This window comes from Micromonospora sp. NPDC005197, assembly GCF_040608295.1.
Taxonomy (GTDB): Bacteria; Actinomycetota; Actinomycetes; order Mycobacteriales; family Micromonosporaceae; genus Micromonospora.
In genome coordinates, this window is record NZ_JBEXHY010000007.1 from 81,544 (window position 1) to 97,982 (window position 16,439).

General features: G+C 72.2%; 18 protein-coding genes. 6 read left to right on the forward strand and 12 right to left on the reverse strand.

The genetic code is table 11. The annotated features are described in order from the left end of the window. Positions 1-4 precede the first annotated feature (4 nt). Both ABZU46_RS05140 and ABZU46_RS05145 read right to left on the reverse strand, forming a co-directional pair. Positions 5-454 carry a hypothetical protein gene (locus ABZU46_RS05140; protein WP_354855185.1) on the reverse strand — a complete coding sequence of 150 codons (450 nt, stop codon included), beginning with the start codon at positions 452-454 and terminating at the stop codon, positions 5-7. A gap of 66 nt (positions 455-520) precedes the next feature. Then, positions 521-946: a VOC family protein gene (locus ABZU46_RS05145; RefSeq protein ID WP_354855186.1), complete on the reverse strand. Its 426-nt coding sequence runs from the start codon at positions 944-946 to the stop codon at positions 521-523. Between the two features lie 145 nt (positions 947-1,091). Between ABZU46_RS05145 and ABZU46_RS05150 the strand changes: the two genes are divergently transcribed. Then, on the forward strand, positions 1,092-2,924 hold the full coding sequence (locus ABZU46_RS05150) for a glycoside hydrolase family 15 protein (RefSeq protein WP_354855187.1): 1,833 nt from the start codon (positions 1,092-1,094) through the stop codon (positions 2,922-2,924). 15 nt (positions 2,925-2,939) lie between these two features. On the opposite strand, the gene ABZU46_RS05155 is transcribed toward ABZU46_RS05150, so the two are convergent. Then, positions 2,940-3,755 carry a DUF72 domain-containing protein gene (locus ABZU46_RS05155; protein ID WP_354855217.1) on the reverse strand — a complete coding sequence of 272 codons (816 nt, stop codon included), beginning with the start codon at positions 3,753-3,755 and terminating at the stop codon, positions 2,940-2,942. A gap of 190 nt (positions 3,756-3,945) precedes the next feature. Here ABZU46_RS05155 and ABZU46_RS05160 point away from each other — a divergent pair, with 190 nt between their 5' ends. Beyond that, positions 3,946-4,677 (forward strand): Clp protease N-terminal domain-containing protein, encoded by a 732-nt coding sequence (locus ABZU46_RS05160; protein ID WP_354855188.1) that lies wholly within the window; start codon positions 3,946-3,948, stop codon positions 4,675-4,677. A 10-nt stretch (positions 4,678-4,687) separates the two neighbouring features. On the opposite strand, the gene ABZU46_RS05165 is transcribed toward ABZU46_RS05160, so the two are convergent. Both ABZU46_RS05165 and ABZU46_RS05170 read right to left on the reverse strand, forming a co-directional pair. Continuing rightward, on the reverse strand, positions 4,688-5,206 hold the full coding sequence (locus ABZU46_RS05165) for a hypothetical protein (RefSeq protein ID WP_354855189.1): 519 nt from the start codon (positions 5,204-5,206) through the stop codon (positions 4,688-4,690). Between the two features lie 152 nt (positions 5,207-5,358). After that, complete coding sequence (locus ABZU46_RS05170) at positions 5,359-5,547, reverse strand: DNA repair protein (RefSeq protein WP_354855190.1); 189 nt, start codon at positions 5,545-5,547, stop codon at positions 5,359-5,361. A gap of 201 nt (positions 5,548-5,748) precedes the next feature. Between ABZU46_RS05170 and ABZU46_RS05175 the strand changes: the two genes are divergently transcribed. Next, positions 5,749-6,411: a GNAT family N-acetyltransferase gene (locus tag ABZU46_RS05175; protein ID WP_354855191.1), complete on the forward strand. Its 663-nt coding sequence runs from the start codon at positions 5,749-5,751 to the stop codon at positions 6,409-6,411. Between the two features lie 240 nt (positions 6,412-6,651). Here ABZU46_RS05175 and ABZU46_RS05180 read toward each other — a convergent pair whose 3' ends face one another. The 4 genes from ABZU46_RS05180 to ABZU46_RS05195 form a co-directional block, all read right to left on the reverse strand. Continuing rightward, positions 6,652-7,350 (reverse strand): TetR family transcriptional regulator, encoded by a 699-nt coding sequence (locus tag ABZU46_RS05180; protein WP_354855192.1) that lies wholly within the window; start codon positions 7,348-7,350, stop codon positions 6,652-6,654. Then, positions 7,313-7,807, reverse strand: a complete 495-nt coding sequence (locus ABZU46_RS05185; RefSeq protein ID WP_354855193.1) for a DCC1-like thiol-disulfide oxidoreductase family protein — start codon at positions 7,805-7,807, stop codon at positions 7,313-7,315. Before ABZU46_RS05185 ends, ABZU46_RS05180 begins: the two co-directional genes overlap by 38 nt. Continuing rightward, a complete protein-coding gene (locus ABZU46_RS05190; RefSeq protein WP_354855194.1) occupies positions 7,804-8,406 on the reverse strand; it encodes a hypothetical protein in 603 nt (200 codons plus the stop codon). Before ABZU46_RS05190 ends, ABZU46_RS05185 begins: the two co-directional genes overlap by 4 nt. Before the next feature lie 136 nt (positions 8,407-8,542). Next, positions 8,543-9,997: a glycoside hydrolase family 3 N-terminal domain-containing protein gene (locus tag ABZU46_RS05195; RefSeq protein ID WP_354855195.1), complete on the reverse strand. Its 1,455-nt coding sequence runs from the start codon at positions 9,995-9,997 to the stop codon at positions 8,543-8,545. A gap of 165 nt (positions 9,998-10,162) precedes the next feature. Here ABZU46_RS05195 and ABZU46_RS05200 point away from each other — a divergent pair, with 165 nt between their 5' ends. After that, positions 10,163-11,338, forward strand: coding sequence for an ROK family transcriptional regulator (locus tag ABZU46_RS05200; protein ID WP_354855196.1), 1,176 nt, complete (start codon positions 10,163-10,165; stop codon positions 11,336-11,338). A gap of 136 nt (positions 11,339-11,474) precedes the next feature. On the opposite strand, the gene ABZU46_RS05205 is transcribed toward ABZU46_RS05200, so the two are convergent. Continuing rightward, positions 11,475-12,491, reverse strand: coding sequence for an ABC transporter permease subunit (locus ABZU46_RS05205; protein ID WP_354855197.1), 1,017 nt, complete (start codon positions 12,489-12,491; stop codon positions 11,475-11,477). Continuing rightward, positions 12,488-13,495, reverse strand: a complete 1,008-nt coding sequence (locus ABZU46_RS05210) for an ATP-binding cassette domain-containing protein (protein WP_354855198.1) — start codon at positions 13,493-13,495, stop codon at positions 12,488-12,490. Before ABZU46_RS05210 ends, ABZU46_RS05205 begins: the two co-directional genes overlap by 4 nt. A gap of 131 nt (positions 13,496-13,626) precedes the next feature. On the opposite strand from ABZU46_RS05210, the gene ABZU46_RS05215 reads away from it, so the two are divergent. Together ABZU46_RS05215 and ABZU46_RS05220 are read left to right on the forward strand one after the other, a co-directional pair. Next, positions 13,627-14,469, forward strand: a complete 843-nt coding sequence (locus tag ABZU46_RS05215) for an ABC transporter ATP-binding protein (RefSeq protein WP_234581363.1) — start codon at positions 13,627-13,629, stop codon at positions 14,467-14,469. Positions 14,470-14,479: 10 nt separating this feature from the next. Further along, complete coding sequence (locus ABZU46_RS05220) at positions 14,480-15,376, forward strand: ribokinase (protein ID WP_354855218.1); 897 nt, start codon at positions 14,480-14,482, stop codon at positions 15,374-15,376. 39 nt (positions 15,377-15,415) lie between these two features. On the opposite strand, the gene ftrA is transcribed toward ABZU46_RS05220, so the two are convergent. Beyond that, positions 15,416-16,429, reverse strand: a complete 1,014-nt coding sequence (gene ftrA, locus ABZU46_RS05225; RefSeq protein ID WP_354855199.1) for a transcriptional regulator FtrA — start codon at positions 16,427-16,429, stop codon at positions 15,416-15,418. Between the last annotated feature and the right edge of the window lie 10 nt (positions 16,430-16,439).

Genomic DNA, 16,439 nt, shown 5'->3' on the forward strand with positions numbered 1-16,439 from the left:
TTACTCAGGCTTTGGTGAACCTCGTGGTGAGCCGCTCGGTCGGGTTGACCGTGTACTTCAGGTGGTAGCCGGCGGCGATCACCATCGCCTCGGCGACCTTCGCCGCGTGCTCGTGGCCCTTGACGGCGGCGTTGGCGGCCAGGTCGACCGGTTGCCCGGTGGCGAGGCTGCCGGCAAGGGCGACCAGCCGCTGGTCGTCGTCGGAGAGTTGCTCGACCGCCGGTAGCGCGAGCAGCGCCGGCCAGTCGCGGATGACCGCCACCTGGATGTCGTGACCGTCGTCGTACTCGGGGATCTGTACGACCTCGACCAGTTCGGCGAAGCCTGGTTGCTCCGGCAGCTTGGTGAAGGTCAGCAGGTGTACGGCGGCCTTCTTGGTGTCCGGGCGGTCGATCCAGGCGCCGGCGCGGATCAGCGTACGCAGAGCGTCGGGGCTGAACTCGGAGGTGGACATGCCAGTGGGCCTCCTTCGCCGAGGGGGAATCCTCGCTGTCGAGTACAGCAGACGTCGACAACCGCCTCAGGCCGGCCTGGAAGACGCGAGAATGTCGAGGTAGTGCGGGTTGGTCATGACACCCAGCACGTTGCCGAATGGGTCCACCACCGCCGCGGTGACGAACCCCGCGTCCCCGTGGGGCGTGATCGGCTGGTATTCCGTGGCACCCATCGCGAGGAGCCGTTCCACGGTGGCGTCGAGGTCGTCGACGTGCCAGTGCATCACAGCGCCACCGGGCCCGGCCGTCGCGTCGGGCGGGGCGTACCTGCGGTCGATGATGCCCAGCTCCGCCTGGTAGTCGCCGAGGCGGAACTCGGTGTAGGCCGGACGCCCGTCGGGGCCGGGCCGCGAGAAGTACGCCTCCTGGCCCAGGAATCGGGCGTACAAGTCGGTGGCCGCCGCCACGTCGTCGGCCCAGATGTTCAGGGTGGCGAATCCGCGCAGGCTCACCTGGTGTCCTCTCGTCGATGTCGTCCGGTGGTCACGCTATCGGCGGGCACCGACAGCTTCGTCCCGACACGGAGGCGGCCAGCCGTGTAGCGCGCGGTATCCCGGGTAGTCGCCGCCGTCAGCCCGACGAGCGGCGGGAGCCAACGTGGAGACGACGTACCCGGGGGTGGAGGAGCACGGCCTGATCGGTGACCTGCAGACCGCCGCGCTGATCAGCAAGGACGGCACGATCGACTGGTTCTGCGCGCCGCGCTTCGACTCGCCGAGCGTCTTCGCCGCCCTGCTGGACCGTCGAAAAGGTGGCCACTTCCAGCTCTCACCCGACGGCATCGAGTATTCGAGCAAACAGCTCTACCTACCCGGCACGCCGATCCTGATCACCCGTTTCCACAGCGCCGACGGGGTGGGGGAGCTGTTGGACTTCATGCCCGTCACGGGCGAGCAGGCCACCGACCGGCACCGGTTGATCCGGCTGATCCGGATGGTCCGGGGACACATGCCGTTCCGCTTCGACTGCCGGCCGCGGTTCAACTACGGGCGGGATCCGTACGAACTGGAGGTGTACCCGGAGGGCGACGTCTTCCGCAGCTCGACCCTCAGCCTCACCCTGGCCCCCTTCTCGGACGCGGATCGGCTCGTCGACAAGCGGACGATCCAGCGCGACACCGAGGGCGTCTGCTTTCGCAACGAGCTGCACGTCGGCGACATCGGCGGAGTCGTCCTGGAGACGGCCTGCCCCCACCCACCCCGGGCCCTCAGCACGCAGGAGGCGTGCGAACTGCTGGCCGAGACACGGGACCACTGGCGTCGGTGGGTGGGCCGTTCCTCCTACACCGGCCGCTGGCGGGAGATGGTCGACAGGTCGGCGATGACGCTCAAGCTCATGACGTACGCCCCGACGGGCGCCGTGGTCGCCGCCCCGACGGCGGGGTTGCCGGAGCAGATCGGTGGACCACGGAACTGGGACTACCGCTACACCTGGATCCGTGATGCCTCGTTCTCGGTCCACGCGCTGCTCAGCGTCGGTTTCACCGAGGAGGCCCAAAAGTATCTGACCTGGCTCGAAGCGCGCATCCGGGACGCCCGCGACGGCAACGTGCCTCTGCAGATCATGTACCGCATCGACGGCTCGCCGGACCTCCCCGAGGAGGTGCTGGGCCACCTGGAGGGATACCGCGGCTCGGCGCCGGTGCGGATCGGCAACGGCGCGGCGGGCCAGGTGCAACTGGACATCTACGGCGAGGCGCTCAACTCGCTGCATCTCGCCGACCAGAGCGGGTTGATGACGTCGTACGACGGGTGGCGCAAGACGGCCGGCCTGATGGACTGGCTCTGCGACCACTGGGACCAGCCCGAGGACGGCATCTGGGAGACCCGCTCCGGGCGGCAGGACTTCACCTACGGGCGGATGATGTGCTGGCTCGCGTTCGACCGCGCGATCCGCATCGCGCACGCACGTGGGCGTCCCGCGAGCATCACCCGCTGGGCGGACGAACGCAACGCCGTCTACGAGCAGGTCATCGCTCGGGGATTCCATCCGGAACGACAGGCCTTCGTGCAGCACTACCGCACCGACATCACCGACGCCTCGCTGCTCGCGATGCCCGGGGTGGGCTTCATCGCGCCGAACGATCCGATGTGGCTGTCGACGTTGCGGGCGATAGACAACGAGCTGGTCTCGGACAGCCTCGTCTACCGCTACGACCCGAACGCCTCGCCCGACGGGCTCGCCGGCTCCGAGGGCACCTTCAGCATGTGCACCTTCTGGTACGTCCAGGCCCTCGCCCAGTCCGGCCGGCTCGACGACGCCCAGCTGACGTTCGAGAAGATGCTGACGTACAGCACGCCGCTGGGGCTCTACTCGGAGGAGATCGCGCCCACCGGTGAGCAGATCGGTAACTTCCCGCAGGCGTTCAGCCACCTCTCGCTGATCAGCACGGCCCACCACCTCAACGCCCTCCTCGACGGAAAGGGGTGACCGCGGGCGTACCCGTCAGAAGAGGGTCAGTGGTTCGACCGGTATCGGTGCGGGCAGTGCGGCGAGGCCGGGCACGCGGGCGCGTACCTCGTCGTGAAAGCGGCGGGCGAGCCGCGGCGCGTCGGCGTTGTCCGGCGTGTGGACGAACACGGTGGGGGAGCGGCCCTCGCGCAGCCAGTCGGCGGTGACCTCGACCCAGCGTTGCCACCCCTGGACCGTCCGGGCGCTGTCGTCGCGGCCCAGGTAACGGACGATCGGGCGGTCGGTCAGCGCGACCGACCGCAGCGGCACCCGTGGCTTCTTGGTCCAGGCGTCGCGTTCCGCGTCGCTGGTCGGCGGACTGGTGAAGAACGCGGTGGTGTCGAAGGGGATCCATTCGGCCGAGGCCGCGGTGAGGGTCGCCTCGAGCAGCCGGATCGCGTGCGGGTCGGTGAAGAACGCGGGATGGCGGACCTCCACGGCGTACCGGTGGGAGCGCGGGAGTTGGCCGAGGAACCGATCGAGGGCGGGCACGTCGGCGGGCGAGAACGACCCCGGCAGCTGGATCCAGAGAGCGTGGGCGCGTGGGCCGAGGGGCTCGATCGCGTCCAGGAAGGCGCGCAGCGGGTCGCCGACATCGGTGAGCCGGCGTTCGTGCGTGACGACCTTGGGAAGTTTGAGGACGAACCGAAAGCTGGGATCGGTCTGCGCCGCCCAGGACGCGACGGTGTCCCGGGCCGGTGTCGCGTAGAACGTCGTGTTGCCCTCGACGGCGTCGCACCAGCTCGCATAGTGCCGCAGGCGCTCCGCTGGCGGCAGCAGGCGACCAGGCCACGACCGGTGGGTCCACATCGCGCATCCCACGTGCAGCCGCATGACCGCCCTCCTTTCGTGAAACCGCGCCCACCGTATACGCGCCCCGTGGCAGCTCGGGACACCCGTCTGTGCGGCGGCCGACCGCGGCCCCGCAGGGGTCGTCGTCGTTCACATTCGTCGTCAACTCAGGGTTGACGGGGAGGGGGCGTCAACCTATGGTTGACGCATGACCGAGCCTTTCCAGATGAACAGCCAAGTCAAGCTCGACGACCTGATCCAGGCGATCAAGAAGGCGCACACCGACGCGCTCGACCAGCTCACCGACGCGGTGATCGCCGCCGATCACCTCGGTGAGGTCGCCGACCACCTGATCGGGCACTTCGTCGATCAGGCCCGGCGCTCCGGCGCCTCCTGGACCGACATCGGCCGCAGCATGGGGGTCAGCAAGCAGGCCGCGCAGAAGCGCTTCGTCGCGAAGGGCTCCACCGAGGCGGCGGCGCTCGACCCGAACGCCGGCTTCGCACGGTTCACCCCCCGGGCCCGCAACGTGGTGGTGGCCTCGCAGGAGGAGGCCCGTGCCAGCGGTAACGCCGAGATCGGCCCCGAGCACCTGGTGCTGGGCCTGCTGGCCGAGCCGGAGGGTCTTGCCGCCAGGGTGATGGCTGGTCGGGGCGCCACCCCCGAGGCGGTGCGGGAGGCGGTCGGTGCCGTCCTCTCACCGCGGGCGGAGCAGGTTCCGGAACTCATCCCGTACGACGCGCGCGGCAAGAAGGCGTTGGAGCTGACCTTCCGGGAGGCGCTGCGCCTCGGGCACAACTACATCGGCACCGAGCACATCCTGCTCGCCCTGCTGGAGCAGGAGGACGGCGCCGGCGTGCTCACCAACCTCGGCCTGGACAAGGCGGCGGTCGAGGCCGACCTGTCCGCCGCCCTCGCCGCCGCCGTCGGTAAGAAGTGAGAACCCGGGGTCAGGACGCCTCGGGGAAGCCGTAACGCAGGGCGTGCTCCGGATCGGTCGGGTCGATCTGGCGTACGCCCGCGTCGGCGAGTCGCTTGTTGACCTCGTCGAGCTGCTCGCGGACCAGTCGGGCCTCCTCCTCGGTGACCCGGCCCCGGTGCGGCCTGCCGGCGTGCTCCAGCGTGCCGTAGTCGATCTTCTCGACGCTCTTGCGGGCCTTGGGCGGGCGGACCCGCTCGGCCGTCTTCAGCAACTGCGCCATCGGGACGTCGGTGGCCATCGCGTCGAACTCGCTGGCGGTGAGGACCACCCGTCGAGGCTCGCCGCCGCCGTGCCGGTCGTGGATCTCCACCACCGCCACGTCCAGCGCGGCGTCGTCGATGCTCTCCACCTCGCCCGGGGTGGCGTCGAGCTGCACGGGCCCGGCGACCAGGTCCGGGTGCTCCAGGACGACGACACGAACCACCTCGTCGTCCTGCTGCAGAACGGTGCCGGTGAAGTCGGAGACCTGGATCGTCTTCTTGCCCATGCGCGGAGCTTCTCCTGTCGTAGGCCGGGGTGCCGGACCTGGAAGAAATTACCCGACAGGTGTGCGAATACCGCCGCTGGTCCTCCTGCGGTGTGTCGTCCCCGACCACCGGCAGAGGCCGCCTTCGGCGCAGTCCGGGCCTGGCCGGCGCCTCAGCGGGTGTTGAGGCCGTGCCGGCTGGAGCTGCCGGCCGGCAGCTTGTTCAGTTTCGCCCAGGACAGGGCGCCCGTCGTGCGGGTCACCCGGTAGCGCGGTTGGGCCGGAAGGGCTCCGGCGGCCTCCGCTGCTCGCCAGAGTCGCGTGGGGTCCTGGTGGAAGCGGTCGTTCGGCTGAATCGGCATGACCATACCGTCCCAAAGAAAGGTGTCCATGTATGGAAATACCTATGACGGTCGATCTCGCTACCCGGTTCCCGCATCTCGGGCAGCACGGCGCCCGGCGCATTCGTGACCCCGGGCCATCCGGCCCCGACGGGAAGGCCCGCCCGGTCGGGCCGCTGCGCGTACGGTGATCCACGACGTGTCCGGTGACGGGAGGTACGCATGCTCAACCGGCTGCTGCAGCTGCACCTGGCCTCCTGGCTCGGCCAGTGGCCGGCCGGCCCGGGGCTGCATGTGGTCGCCTCGCATCGCCGGCTCCAGCCGGCCTGGGACGGCCGGCTGCGTCCGGCCCTCGCCGTCGACACCGGTCGGAGCGCGGTGCTCTCCGTCGCGCCGGACCGGGTGGCGGCGATCCGGGCGTTGGTCAAGCGCGCTCCGGAGCGCATGCTCGCGGCGCTGCCGGAGGCCGTCGGACTGCCCACCTTCTGTGTGCACGACGGCCCGTTCCGCTGGAGTCTGGCTCCCGCGCCACTGCCCGACGTGGGGGAGTGGACCGAGTCGACCGCCCCTGGCCTGCCGGCCTGGCTGCGGCTGTTCGACCGGCCGGTGCTCGTGGTCCGCGACGTGGACGGCACCTACCTCGCCGGAGCCGGGATAAAACGCCACGACGCGTACGGGCACGAACTGGCCATCGGCACCGCGCCGGCCGCTCGGGGTCGGGGCCTCGCGCGTCGGCTGGTGGCGCAGGCGGCACGGCGGGTCCTGGACGAGGGCGCGGTGCCGACGTACCTGCACGAGAAGGACAACCACGCCTCGGCCCGGGTCGCGGAGGCGGCGGGCTTCCCGGACCGGGGCTGGCGGGCGTACGGGGTCTATCCGCGGTGAGACGGGCAGCCGTCGGGCGCCGGTCTCAGTGCGCGGACCGTGGATCCCGGGCCGGATCCACGGTCCGCAACCTGCCCCCAGGCCCCGGTTCTCGGGCGATCGGCCGCGTCGCTGACGGGTCGATCCGATGTCGATCACGCTACGTATCGAATCTGCCCGGTGCAAGGTGCGAGCTGTTGGGTCGGAGTGTCGAATAGCGGACTTGACCTGCGGCGGAGCCGGGTCGCGGGTGTGAACCGGTCAGTGACGCAGCGTGCGGATGAGGTCGAGCACCTGTCGGGTCACCGGGCGGAGCACCCGCAGCCGCGACAACGCGACCAGCCGGTCGATCAGCGGCACCACGCCGTCGATCAACTGCCGGGTCTTGACCTGACCGGGTGACCGGTCGTGCACCCAGTAGAGGACGACGCCCATGTACGCCAGCCAGAGCAGCTCGGGCAGCTGCGGGCGCAACTCCGCGTCGACCTTGGCGGTCGAGCCGGTCAGCACCTCGGCGAACAGGTCGATCGCCGCCTGCCGGGGGCCGGACGACTCGGCGGAGAAGGGACTGAGCGGAGAGGTTGGCTCGGCCGCGGTCTTGAAGAAGGTCGCCGCGAACGCGTGTGACGGGGTCAGCACGTCGATCCCGGCATGCAGCACCCCGGCCAGCCGGTCGGCGAACGCCTCCTTCCGGTCGAGCACCGGTTGGGCCTTCGCCCGGTGCTCGACCTGGGACTGGGCGTAGAACTCCTGGATCAGGTGGTCCTTCGAGCCGAAGTAGTAGTAGGCGTTGCCCACCGCGACGCCGGCTTCCTGCGCGATCGCCCGCATCGTGGTCTGGGCGTAGCCGCGCTCGCGGAACAGTCGCATCGCGGTGTCCCGGATCAGCTGCCGGGTCTGCTCGCCCCGGGCGGTCGCAGGTTCACCCGCAGTGGTCGTCGGCGCAGGTTGCTCGGTCATCGGGGTCACGGTATCCCGCCGGTTCGTCCATCGGCTCGGCCCACGGATCGCGAACCCGCTCCCGGATCGCGGAGGCGGTCGCCACCACCTGCCGGGCCAGCGGCAGCAGATGCGGCCGGGACAGCCGCTCGGCCGCCGACCGGTGGTCGGCCAACGCCCAGAGGCAGGCGAACCAGGCGCCGTCGCCCGCGTACACCTCGCCGGTGTCGGCCACGACGGTCAGGTCACGCAGCGTCGCGTCGTGGTCCAGGCCGGGGAAGCGCCGCCGGGCCTCGGTCGAGCCGGCCGGCACGAACTCCAGGGGTACGAGCTGGGCGCGGGACGCGAGCCACCGGCGGGCGGCCCGGCAGATCGGGCAGTTCGCGTCGAACAGGACGGTGAACCCCCGGACCCCACCGCCGGAGAACGCGGTGGGATCCGGAGGCCCGGCGGGCCCGCCGACCGGTCCGGCGGTCATCGGGTCACGGGGTTGGTCCCCGGCCCGTCGGCGCCGGGCTGCGCCGGGCGGGCCTGTGCGGTGCCCGGCTGTGGTCCCACCGGCTGTGGTGCCACCGGCTGGGGTCCGGTCGGGTAGGGCCCGACCGGCTGCGCTCCGACCGGGTAGGGCGCGGTCGGGTGTGCGCCGTGCGGTGCGGGCGGCATGGGGAGCCGGCCGATCGGTGCGATGGGCGGGTGCGTGGCGAGCTGGCGGAGTCGGTTGCGCCGGTAGCGGCCCAGTGCGAAGACGTTGAAGAAGTGCAGCGCGCCGAGCACCAGCAGCACCAGGCCGATCTTGAGGGACAGCTCCTCCATGGCCTCACTTGTGGTGAGCACCGGGTCGGGGTGCTTCATGGCCACCGTGACGTAGCCGAGGTTGAGCAGATAGAAGCCGACCACCAGGAGGCTGTTGACCGCTCGGGCGAGTCGTTCGTCGGCGAACACCTCCTCCAGGAAGACCTGCCCGTTGCGGGACAGCGCCCGCGCCACCCAGATGGTCAGGCCGACGCTGACCGCGAGGTAGATCACGTACATCCAGACCTTGATGTCCATGTGGACGCCTTCCTTGAACGTGTTCAACTACCGACGACGTCAGCCTAGAGCGGGTATTGAACATGTTCAAGAAGTGGCGATCAGTGACTGTGGACACTGTGGCGCGGCGCTGGGCGCGCGCCGTCCGGTCGAGCCCTGGAGCCCGACCGGACGGCGTCGAGGCTCAGTGAGCCAGGCCGAGGGCCTCGGCCGCCGCGCGGCCGTTGGCGTGGCTCGCGCCGTAGGTGGTGACGAAGGCGCGTACGCCCACTGGGCGCCACTGGGCCGGCCAGCCCATCTCCACCACGGTCACCGGGTGCTGGGCCGCCAGGTCGGCGATCAGTTCCGGGCCGCCGGACAGCCGGTGCAGGTGCCGTCCGACCAGCACGATGGGACGATCCCCGGCCAACCCGCGCAGCGTGGCCGGGTCGGTCTCGCTGGCGATCACCCGGATTTCCCGCCTGCCGTCGAGGTGCGGGCCGAGGCCCCACGGCACCCGTCCCTCGGCGATGGTGGACTCGGTGTGCAACTGCACCACCAGCGGCTCATCCAGGCCGGTGAGCACCCCCTCCACCTGCACCGCCCGGCGTGCCACCGCGTACCCCAGATCGGAGTCCGCGGCGGTCGGTGACCCGCCGGCGGCCCGGGTCCAGGCGGCGAGCGCGGCGGCGCGGCCGGCGGCCTCCTCGACCCGGGCGATCGGCAGTCGACCGTCGGCGGTCGCCTCGACGATCTCGGCGGCCACCCGCTCGACCAGCGCGGCGTCGACCTTCGCGCCGATACAGAGCAGGTCGGCGCCGGCCGCCAGGGCCCGGACCGCAGCCGGCCCGACACCTCCGGCGGCCACCGCGGCACCCTTCATCTCCAGCGCGTCGGTGATCACGGTGCCGGTGAAGCCGTACTCGGTACGCAGCAGGTCGACCAGGACGGCCCGGCTGAAGGTGGCCGGGTCGTCCCCGGTCAGCGCCGGCACCCGGATGTGCGCGGTCATCACGGCACGCGCCCCGGCGGCGACGACCGCGGCGAACGGCGGCAGGTCGCGCTGGCGTAGCAACTCCAGCGGTACGTCCACAGTGGGGAGTTCGTGGTGGGAGTCGGTGCTGGTGGCGCCGTGGCCGGGAAAGTGCTTGGCGCAGGCCGCGACGCCGGCGGACTGCAGGCCGATCACGGCGGCGGCCGAGTGGGCGGCCACCCGCACGGGGTCGGCGCCGAAGGAGCGGGTGCCGATCACGGGGTTGTCGTCGGCGGTGTTCACGTCGACGGTGGGGGCGAGGTTGACGGTGATGCCGAGCGCGGCCAGGTCGGCGCCGATCGACTGGTAGACCTGTCGGGTCAGCGCCACGTCGCCGACCGCGCCGAGTGCGGCGTTGCCGGGGTACGGGCTGCCGGTGGCATGTGCCAGCCGGGTTACGTCGCCACCCTCCTCGTCGATGGCGATCAGCACGTCCGCCCGGCCGGCGCGCAGCGCGGCGGTGCCCGCCGCCACCTGCGCGGGGTCGTGCACGTTCGTGCCGAACAGGGTGTGCCCGGCCAGCCCGTCGGCCACCAGGTCGACCGCCCAGTCCGGCGGGACCGGTCCCGGGTACGCGGCGAGCAGCGTGCCCAGCGCGAGCCGACGCAGTCCTGGATCGAGCCCCACGTGATCTCCCCCTTCGGTCCCCCGGGCACGAACGTCGTACCGGCGGTGGTCGTCGCCCTGCCGGGTCGGCCGAGCACTCTGCCTCGGGGTGGCCGTTACGCTACGGCTACCCGTTCGCAGGTCGGTTTACAGTTAGCAAAGTTTACTAAAACTAGAGGACGTGGCATGAGTGCGACCCGGCTGCCCGGCACCCCCCGCCTGTTGCGGGCGCTCAACGACCGCGCGGCGTTGGAACTGCTCCTGGAGCGTGGGCCGCTCACCCGGGCCCGGCTCGGCGAGCTGACCGGGCTGTCCAAGGTCACCGCCTCGCAACTCGTCGAGCGGCTGGAGGAGCGCGGCCTGGTCAGCCGGGTCGGCGAGCAGGCCGGCGGGCGAGGGCCGAACGCCCAGCTCTATGCGGTGCGTCCGAGCAGCGCCCACGTCGTCGGGGTGGACGTCGGGCCGGACCGCGTGGTGGCCGCCTGCGCCGACATCACCGGCGCCGTCATCGGCCGCGTGGAGCAGTCGACGCGGGACACCGACGATCCGGTGGGCGTGGTGCACAACGCCGTGGTGCAGGCCGCCAGCAGCGCTCAGGCGCAGCTCAGCAGCGTCCGCCGGATCGTGCTCGGCACGCCGGGCCTGGTCGATCCGCACACCGGCGACATCACCTTCGCCTTCAACCTGCCGCGCTGGCACAGCGGTCTGCTCGCCGCGCTGCGCGACGATTTGCACACGCCTGTGGTCTTCGAGAACGACGTCAACCTGGCCGCGGTGGCCGAGGCGCAGTCCGGCGCGGCACAGGGCGTGGCCGACTTCGTCCTCGTCTGGGTGGGCGCCGGCGTCGGCCTGGCGATCATGCTGGGTGGTCGCCTGCACCACGGCAGCAGCGGCGCGGCCGGCGAGATCGGCTACCTGCCGGTGCCCGGCGCGCCGATCCCGCGCGACGTCTCGCGGCGTGCCAAGCCGGCCTTCCAGCAGGTGATCGGCGGCGACTCGGTCCGCGCGGTGGCCCGCGAGCACGGCTACCCGGACACCGACGCCGCCGAGGCCGTCCGCGCGGCCGTCGCCGACGGCGCTGCGGGCGGCCCGATGCTCGACGAGCTGGCCCGTCGGCTCGCGCTCGGCGTGGCCAGCACCTGCGTGGTGCTCGACCCGCCGTTGGTCGTGCTGGCCGGGGAGGTTGGCCAGGCGGGCGGGGCGGCGCTCGCCGACCGGGTGCAGCGGGAGGTCGCGGCGATCACCCTGGTCCGGCCACGGGTGGTGCCCACCGGCCTCACCGAGGAGCCGATCCTGCGCGGCGCGCTGCGCACCGCCTTGGACGCCGTTCGCGACGAGGTGTTCGGCTCCACCGTCGGCTGAGCCCGCTGGGGCGGTCATGTGAAGGAATATTTCACCGCAGCCCGTCGAGCTGCAAGCTCTTGCCGGCTGTCGCCGGGCCCCGCGCGGCGAGCCGCCGGGTCACCCGGCGCGGTGCGGGTGACCCGGCCCGGCCCCTTTAGATCAGGTCGCGGCGACGGAACACGGCGAACGCCGCCACGGTCAACCCGCCGGTGATCACGAGCAGCACCACAAGCGCGGGCCCCCAGGTCAGGCTGTAGAAGCCCTCGCAGTAGCCGTTGCCGCTGTTGCCCCGACAGCGCTGCGCGTCCCAGAAACGGGCCTCGCCGTTGAGCCACGCTCCGATGTGGCTGGACAGCATCAGCTGGTCCGGCCGTCGGGCATCGACGATCTCCAGCACCAGCCGGGCGCCCAGCTCCCAGACCACCGCGTACGCGGCGGCCGCGCCGAGCGCCGCCGAGGTGTGCCGGCCCAGCGTCGCGATCGCGAAGCCCACGGCGGTGGCCAACAGCACCAGCACCAGGCCGCGGCCGTGCACGGCCGCCAGCGAGCGCCAGAAGTCGTCACCGAGCTGACCGGCCAGCCCGGCGGTCTGCCCGATCACCCAGAAGGTGGCCAGGTAGACCAGCGACGCCGCCACGGCCAGCGCCAACACCGTCCCGAGCAGGGTGCCCAGCTTCGTGGCGAGCACCGTCAGCCGACGCGGCCGCCACAGCAGCAGGTTCACCACCCCACCGGAGTTCAGGTCCGCCCCGATGTACGAGGCGCCCACCAGAAACCCGAACAGCACCAGGAACGCGATGAGGAAATACAGCAGCGGGCGGGCCTGCTGGGCGAAGCTGAACACCCCGGGCAGGTAGTCGGCCGCGATCGGCAACCGGTCCTGCCGGATGGGGTCCAGCTCCGAGCAGTCGTCCGGGAAGTAGTCGCCCGTGTCGTCGGGCGAGATCCCGGCGTCCTGCCGGGCCAGGCACTGCTGGTGGGTGGCCTCCATGTTCCGCCGCGCCGCGATGGCCTGCGCCCGCGCCGAGCTGAGCTCGTCGGCGGTCGGCCGGTGCGAGCCGGCCAGGGTGGTCGCTGCGGTGACGGCGAACGCCAGCGCCAGCAGGACGACCATGAGCTGCACGAAGCGGCGCGCGAACAGCCGCTCCAATTCGGCCCGGACCAGGTTCACGCGTCCACTCCCCGTACGTCGAGATCGATCACGGCGCCGTCGGCGCCGGACGGCGGCGCCCAGTCGTCGACCTGGCGGGGCACCGACGGATGCTCGCCGGCGCCGGTCAGCTCCAGGAAGACGCTCTCCAGATCGGGCCGGAGCGGCGTCAGCTCGCTCACCCACAGCCCCTGCTCGCCCAGCACCCGGCTGATGACCGTCGGATCGGTCGCCCCGCTCACCACCAGCGCGTCACCCTCGACGGCAGCCGTCAGCTCCGCCGCGTGCAGCAGCTCGGCGGCACGGACCGGCTCGGCCACCCGGACCAGGAACTCGTGCCGGTCGTGACCCGCCAGCACCTCGTCCACCCGGCCGGCCGCCACCCGCTGCCCGCGCGAGATGATCGTGACGTGGTCGCAGATCAGTTGGATCTCGCCCAGGATGTGGCTGGACACCAGCACGGTCACCCCGGCCGCCGCGAGCGACCGCATCAGGTCGCGCATCTCGCGGATGCCCGCCGGGTCGAGGCCGTTCGCCGGCTCGTCCAGGATGAGCAGCTGCGGATCCTTCAGCAGGGCGGACGCCACCGCGAGGCGCTGCTTCATGCCCAGCGAGTAACCCTTCACCCGCTCGTCGCCGCGGTCGCGCAGGCCCACCAGCTCCAGCGCCTCGTCCACGCGGGAGATCGACACCCCACCGGCGCGCGCCAGCAGCCGCAGCGTGCGGCGCCCAGTGAAGTTGCCGAAGAACTGCGGACTCTCCACGATCGCGCCGACCCGACCGGCCACCCGGGGCAGCAGCTCGGGCGACGGCTCGCCGAACACCGTCATCCGCCCGCCGTCGGCCCGCACCAGCCCGAGCAGGGCGCGCAGCGTGGTCGTCTTGCCGGAGCCGTTGGGCCCCAGGAAGCCGTGGATCTGCCCGGCCTCGACCAGCAGGTCGAACCCGTCGACCGCCACCCTTCTGCCGTGGCGCACGCTGCGGAAGGTCTTGCGCAGACCCTCGATCTCGATGACCGCGCTCATCCGCGCGGCTCCGTACGTCGATCGGGCATGGGTCGTCCTCCGGTTGTGGTGATCAACGACACGGTGCCTCACCCTATGGCCGGGGCGCCGCCCATGGGGGGCGCCCCGGCGCTGCGTGGTTGGATGGTCGGGTGACTGGTGACCTGATCCCCGGCGCTGCCGGCGCCGCGCCTGCCGCCGCACCCGTGGACCCGGATCTGGTGGTCAGCCTCGACAGCGTCGGCGTACGCCGCTCCGGCACCGCCCTGCTGCAGGACCTGACCTGGCGGGTCGAGCTGGACGAGCGCTGGGTGGTGCTCGGCCCCAACGGCGCGGGCAAGACCACCCTGCTCAACCTGGCCGCCGGCCGGCTGCACCCCACCACCGGCGTCGCGCACGTGCTCGGTGAGCGGATCGGCCGCACCGACGTCAACGAGCTGCGTACCCGCATCGGGCTCTCCACCGCCGCGCTCGCCGAGCGGGTGCCCGCCGACGAACAGGTAAGCGACGTGGTGGTGACCGCCGCCTGGTCGGTGGTCGGGCGCTGGCGGGAGAGCTACGACCGCGGCGACGAGGCGCGGGCGCGGGCGTTGCTCAGCCAGCTCGGCGTCGGCAACCTCGCCGAGCGCCGCTACGGCACCCTCTCCGAGGGCGAACGCAAGCGCGTCCAGATCGCCCGGGCACTCATGACCGATCCGGAGCTGCTGCTGCTCGACGAGCCCACCGCCGGGCTCGACCTGGGTGGCCGCGAGGACCTGGTCACCCGGCTGGCCGAGCTGGCGTACGACCCGGACGCCCCCGCCATGGTGCTCGTCACCCACCACGTTGAGGAGATCCCGCCCGGGTTCACCCACGCGCTGCTGCTGCGCGAGGGCGCCGTCGTCGCCCAGGGTCTGCTCGCCGAGACGGTGACCGGCGACAACCTCTCCAAGACCTTCGGTCTGCCGCTGGTGGTCGAGCGGTCCGGCGACCGCTACACCGCGCGCGCCGCCTGAGCGGGTGACCGTGTCGCAGACCCGGGTGGCGGTGGTCGGCAGCGCCAACATGGACCTGGTCGCGATGGCGCCGTCGCTGCCCCGACCGGGCGAGACCATGCTCGGCACCGAATTCGTGATGGTGCCCGGTGGCAAGGGCGCCAACCAGGCCATCGCCGCGGTCCGGGCCGGCGCCTCCTGCGCCTTCCTGGGCGCGATCGGCTCCGACGCGTTCGGCGTGACGCTGCGGGCCCGGATCACGGCGGCCGGCGTGGACACCGGCCACCTGCGGGTGGTCTACGGCACCTCCGGTGTGGCGCTCGTGATGGTCAACGCGCAGGGGGAGAACGCCATCCTGGTCACCCCCGGCGCGAACGACGCGCTGGTCGGCCTCACCGACGAGGAACTGGCGACGGTACGCGGGGCGGACGTCCTGGTCGCCCAGCTGGAGATCCCGGTGCAGACGGTGACCGCCGCCGCGCTGGCCGCCCAGGCCGCCGGCACCCGGGTGATCCTCAACGCCGCACCGGCCCGGGACCTCCCACCGGAGCTGCTCGGGGCGGTGGACCTGCTGGTCGTCAACGAGGGCGAGGCGCAGGCGTTCACCGGTCGGGGCCGGGAGGAGCCCCGTGCGCTGCTCGACCTGGTGCCCCGCGCCGTGCTCACCCTCGGTGACGCGGGCGCCTGGTACGTCGACCGCAACGGCGCCGAGGTGCACGTGCCCGCGGTCCGGGTCGACGTGGTCGACTCCACAGCGGCCGGCGACGCGTTCACGGCCGCGCTGGCGGTCGGCTGGGGCGAGGGGCGGGACGTCGTCGACGCGGTGCGCTGGGCGGCGGCGGCCGGCGCGGCCTGCGTACGCAAGCTCGGCGCCTCGGTGGCACTGCCGCAACGCGCCGAGATCGACGCGCTGTACGCCCCGGGCTGACCCGTCGTCGAGCACCGCGATGTCGACGCGCCGGCCACGTCACGCCGGCCGGCCGGCTCCCGTCCGGAAGGCCCGCCGGTACGCCGACGGTGACGTCAGCATGATCCGCCCGAAGTGGTGGCGGTAGGTGACCGGGGTGTCGAAGCCCACCGCGCCGGCGATCTGCTCGATCGGGGCTTCGGTCTCCTCCAGCAGCGCCAGACTGGCCCGGACCCGCTGGTCGATGAGCCACCGGATCGGGCTGGTCCCGGTGGCTCGGGTGAAGTGCCGCAGATAGGTGCGCGGTGACATGTGTGCCCGCCCGGCGAGCCGGGCGATGCTCAGCGGCTCGGCGAGGTGCGCGAGCGCCCACTCGATGCTGGCGGCGATCCGGTCGTCGCCCGGGTCGGCGGTCACCGGCGCCTCGACGAACTGGGCCTGTCCGCCGTCGCGGTGCGGAGGGATCACCAACCGGCGGGCGACCGCGTTGGCGATGGCCGCGCCATGGTCACGCCGCACCACGTGCACGCTGAGATCGAGTCCGGCGGCACTGCCGGCGCTGGTGAGCAGGTCGCCGTCATCGAGGTAGAGCACGTCCGGGTCCACCTCGACGCGCGGGTACCGCCGCGCCAGCAGCTCCGCGTACCGCCAGTGGGTGGTGGCCCGCCGACCGTCCAGCAGCCCGGCACCGGCCAGCGCGAACGCGCCCGAGCAGATCGACATGATCCGGGCACCGCGCGTGTGCGCCCTGCGCAGCGCGGCCACCAGCGCGGGCGACGGGTCGGCGGTCACGTCCGGCACGCCGGGCACGATCACCGTCCGCGCCGCCGCCAGCTCCGCCAGGCCGTACGGGGTGTGCAGGCTGACTCCGCCGACCACCGGGACCGGCCCCGGCTTCTCGGCGCAGATCACCAGGTCGTACCAGTCGACGTCGAACTCGGGGCGGGGCAGCCCGAACACCTCGGTGACGATGCCGGTCTCGAACACCGACATTCCCGGGTACGCGAGCACGGCGACGCGGTGACCGGCGGCCGGCTGTCGCGGCGTCGGCAGCCGGCGCGCGCTGTTCGGCATGGCGGGATGT

Bases quoted from the DNA above. Each gene is read 5' to 3' on its own strand.
- ABZU46_RS05140 (WP_354855185.1), bottom strand. From the start codon at position 454: ATGTCCACCTCCGAGTTCAGCCCCGACGCTCTGCGTACGCTGATCCGC.
- ABZU46_RS05155 (WP_354855217.1), bottom strand. From the start codon at position 3,755: ATGTGGACCCACCGGTCGTGGCCTGGTCGCCTGCTGCCGCCAGCGGAG.
- ABZU46_RS05160 (WP_354855188.1), top strand. From the start codon at position 3,946: ATGACCGAGCCTTTCCAGATGAACAGCCAAGTCAAGCTCGACGACCTG.
- ABZU46_RS05165 (WP_354855189.1), bottom strand. From the start codon at position 5,206: ATGGGCAAGAAGACGATCCAGGTCTCCGACTTCACCGGCACCGTTCTG.
- ABZU46_RS05170 (WP_354855190.1), bottom strand. From the start codon at position 5,547: ATGCCGATTCAGCCGAACGACCGCTTCCACCAGGACCCCACGCGACTC.
- ABZU46_RS05175 (WP_354855191.1), top strand. From the start codon at position 5,749: ATGCTCAACCGGCTGCTGCAGCTGCACCTGGCCTCCTGGCTCGGCCAG.
- ABZU46_RS05180 (WP_354855192.1), bottom strand. From the start codon at position 7,350: ATGACCGAGCAACCTGCGCCGACGACCACTGCGGGTGAACCTGCGACC.
- ABZU46_RS05185 (WP_354855193.1), bottom strand. From the start codon at position 7,807: ATGACCGCCGGACCGGTCGGCGGGCCCGCCGGGCCTCCGGATCCCACC.
- ABZU46_RS05200 (WP_354855196.1), top strand. From the start codon at position 10,163: ATGAGTGCGACCCGGCTGCCCGGCACCCCCCGCCTGTTGCGGGCGCTC.
- ABZU46_RS05210 (WP_354855198.1), bottom strand. From the start codon at position 13,495: ATGAGCGCGGTCATCGAGATCGAGGGTCTGCGCAAGACCTTCCGCAGC.
- ftrA (WP_354855199.1), bottom strand. From the start codon at position 16,429: ATGCCGAACAGCGCGCGCCGGCTGCCGACGCCGCGACAGCCGGCCGCC.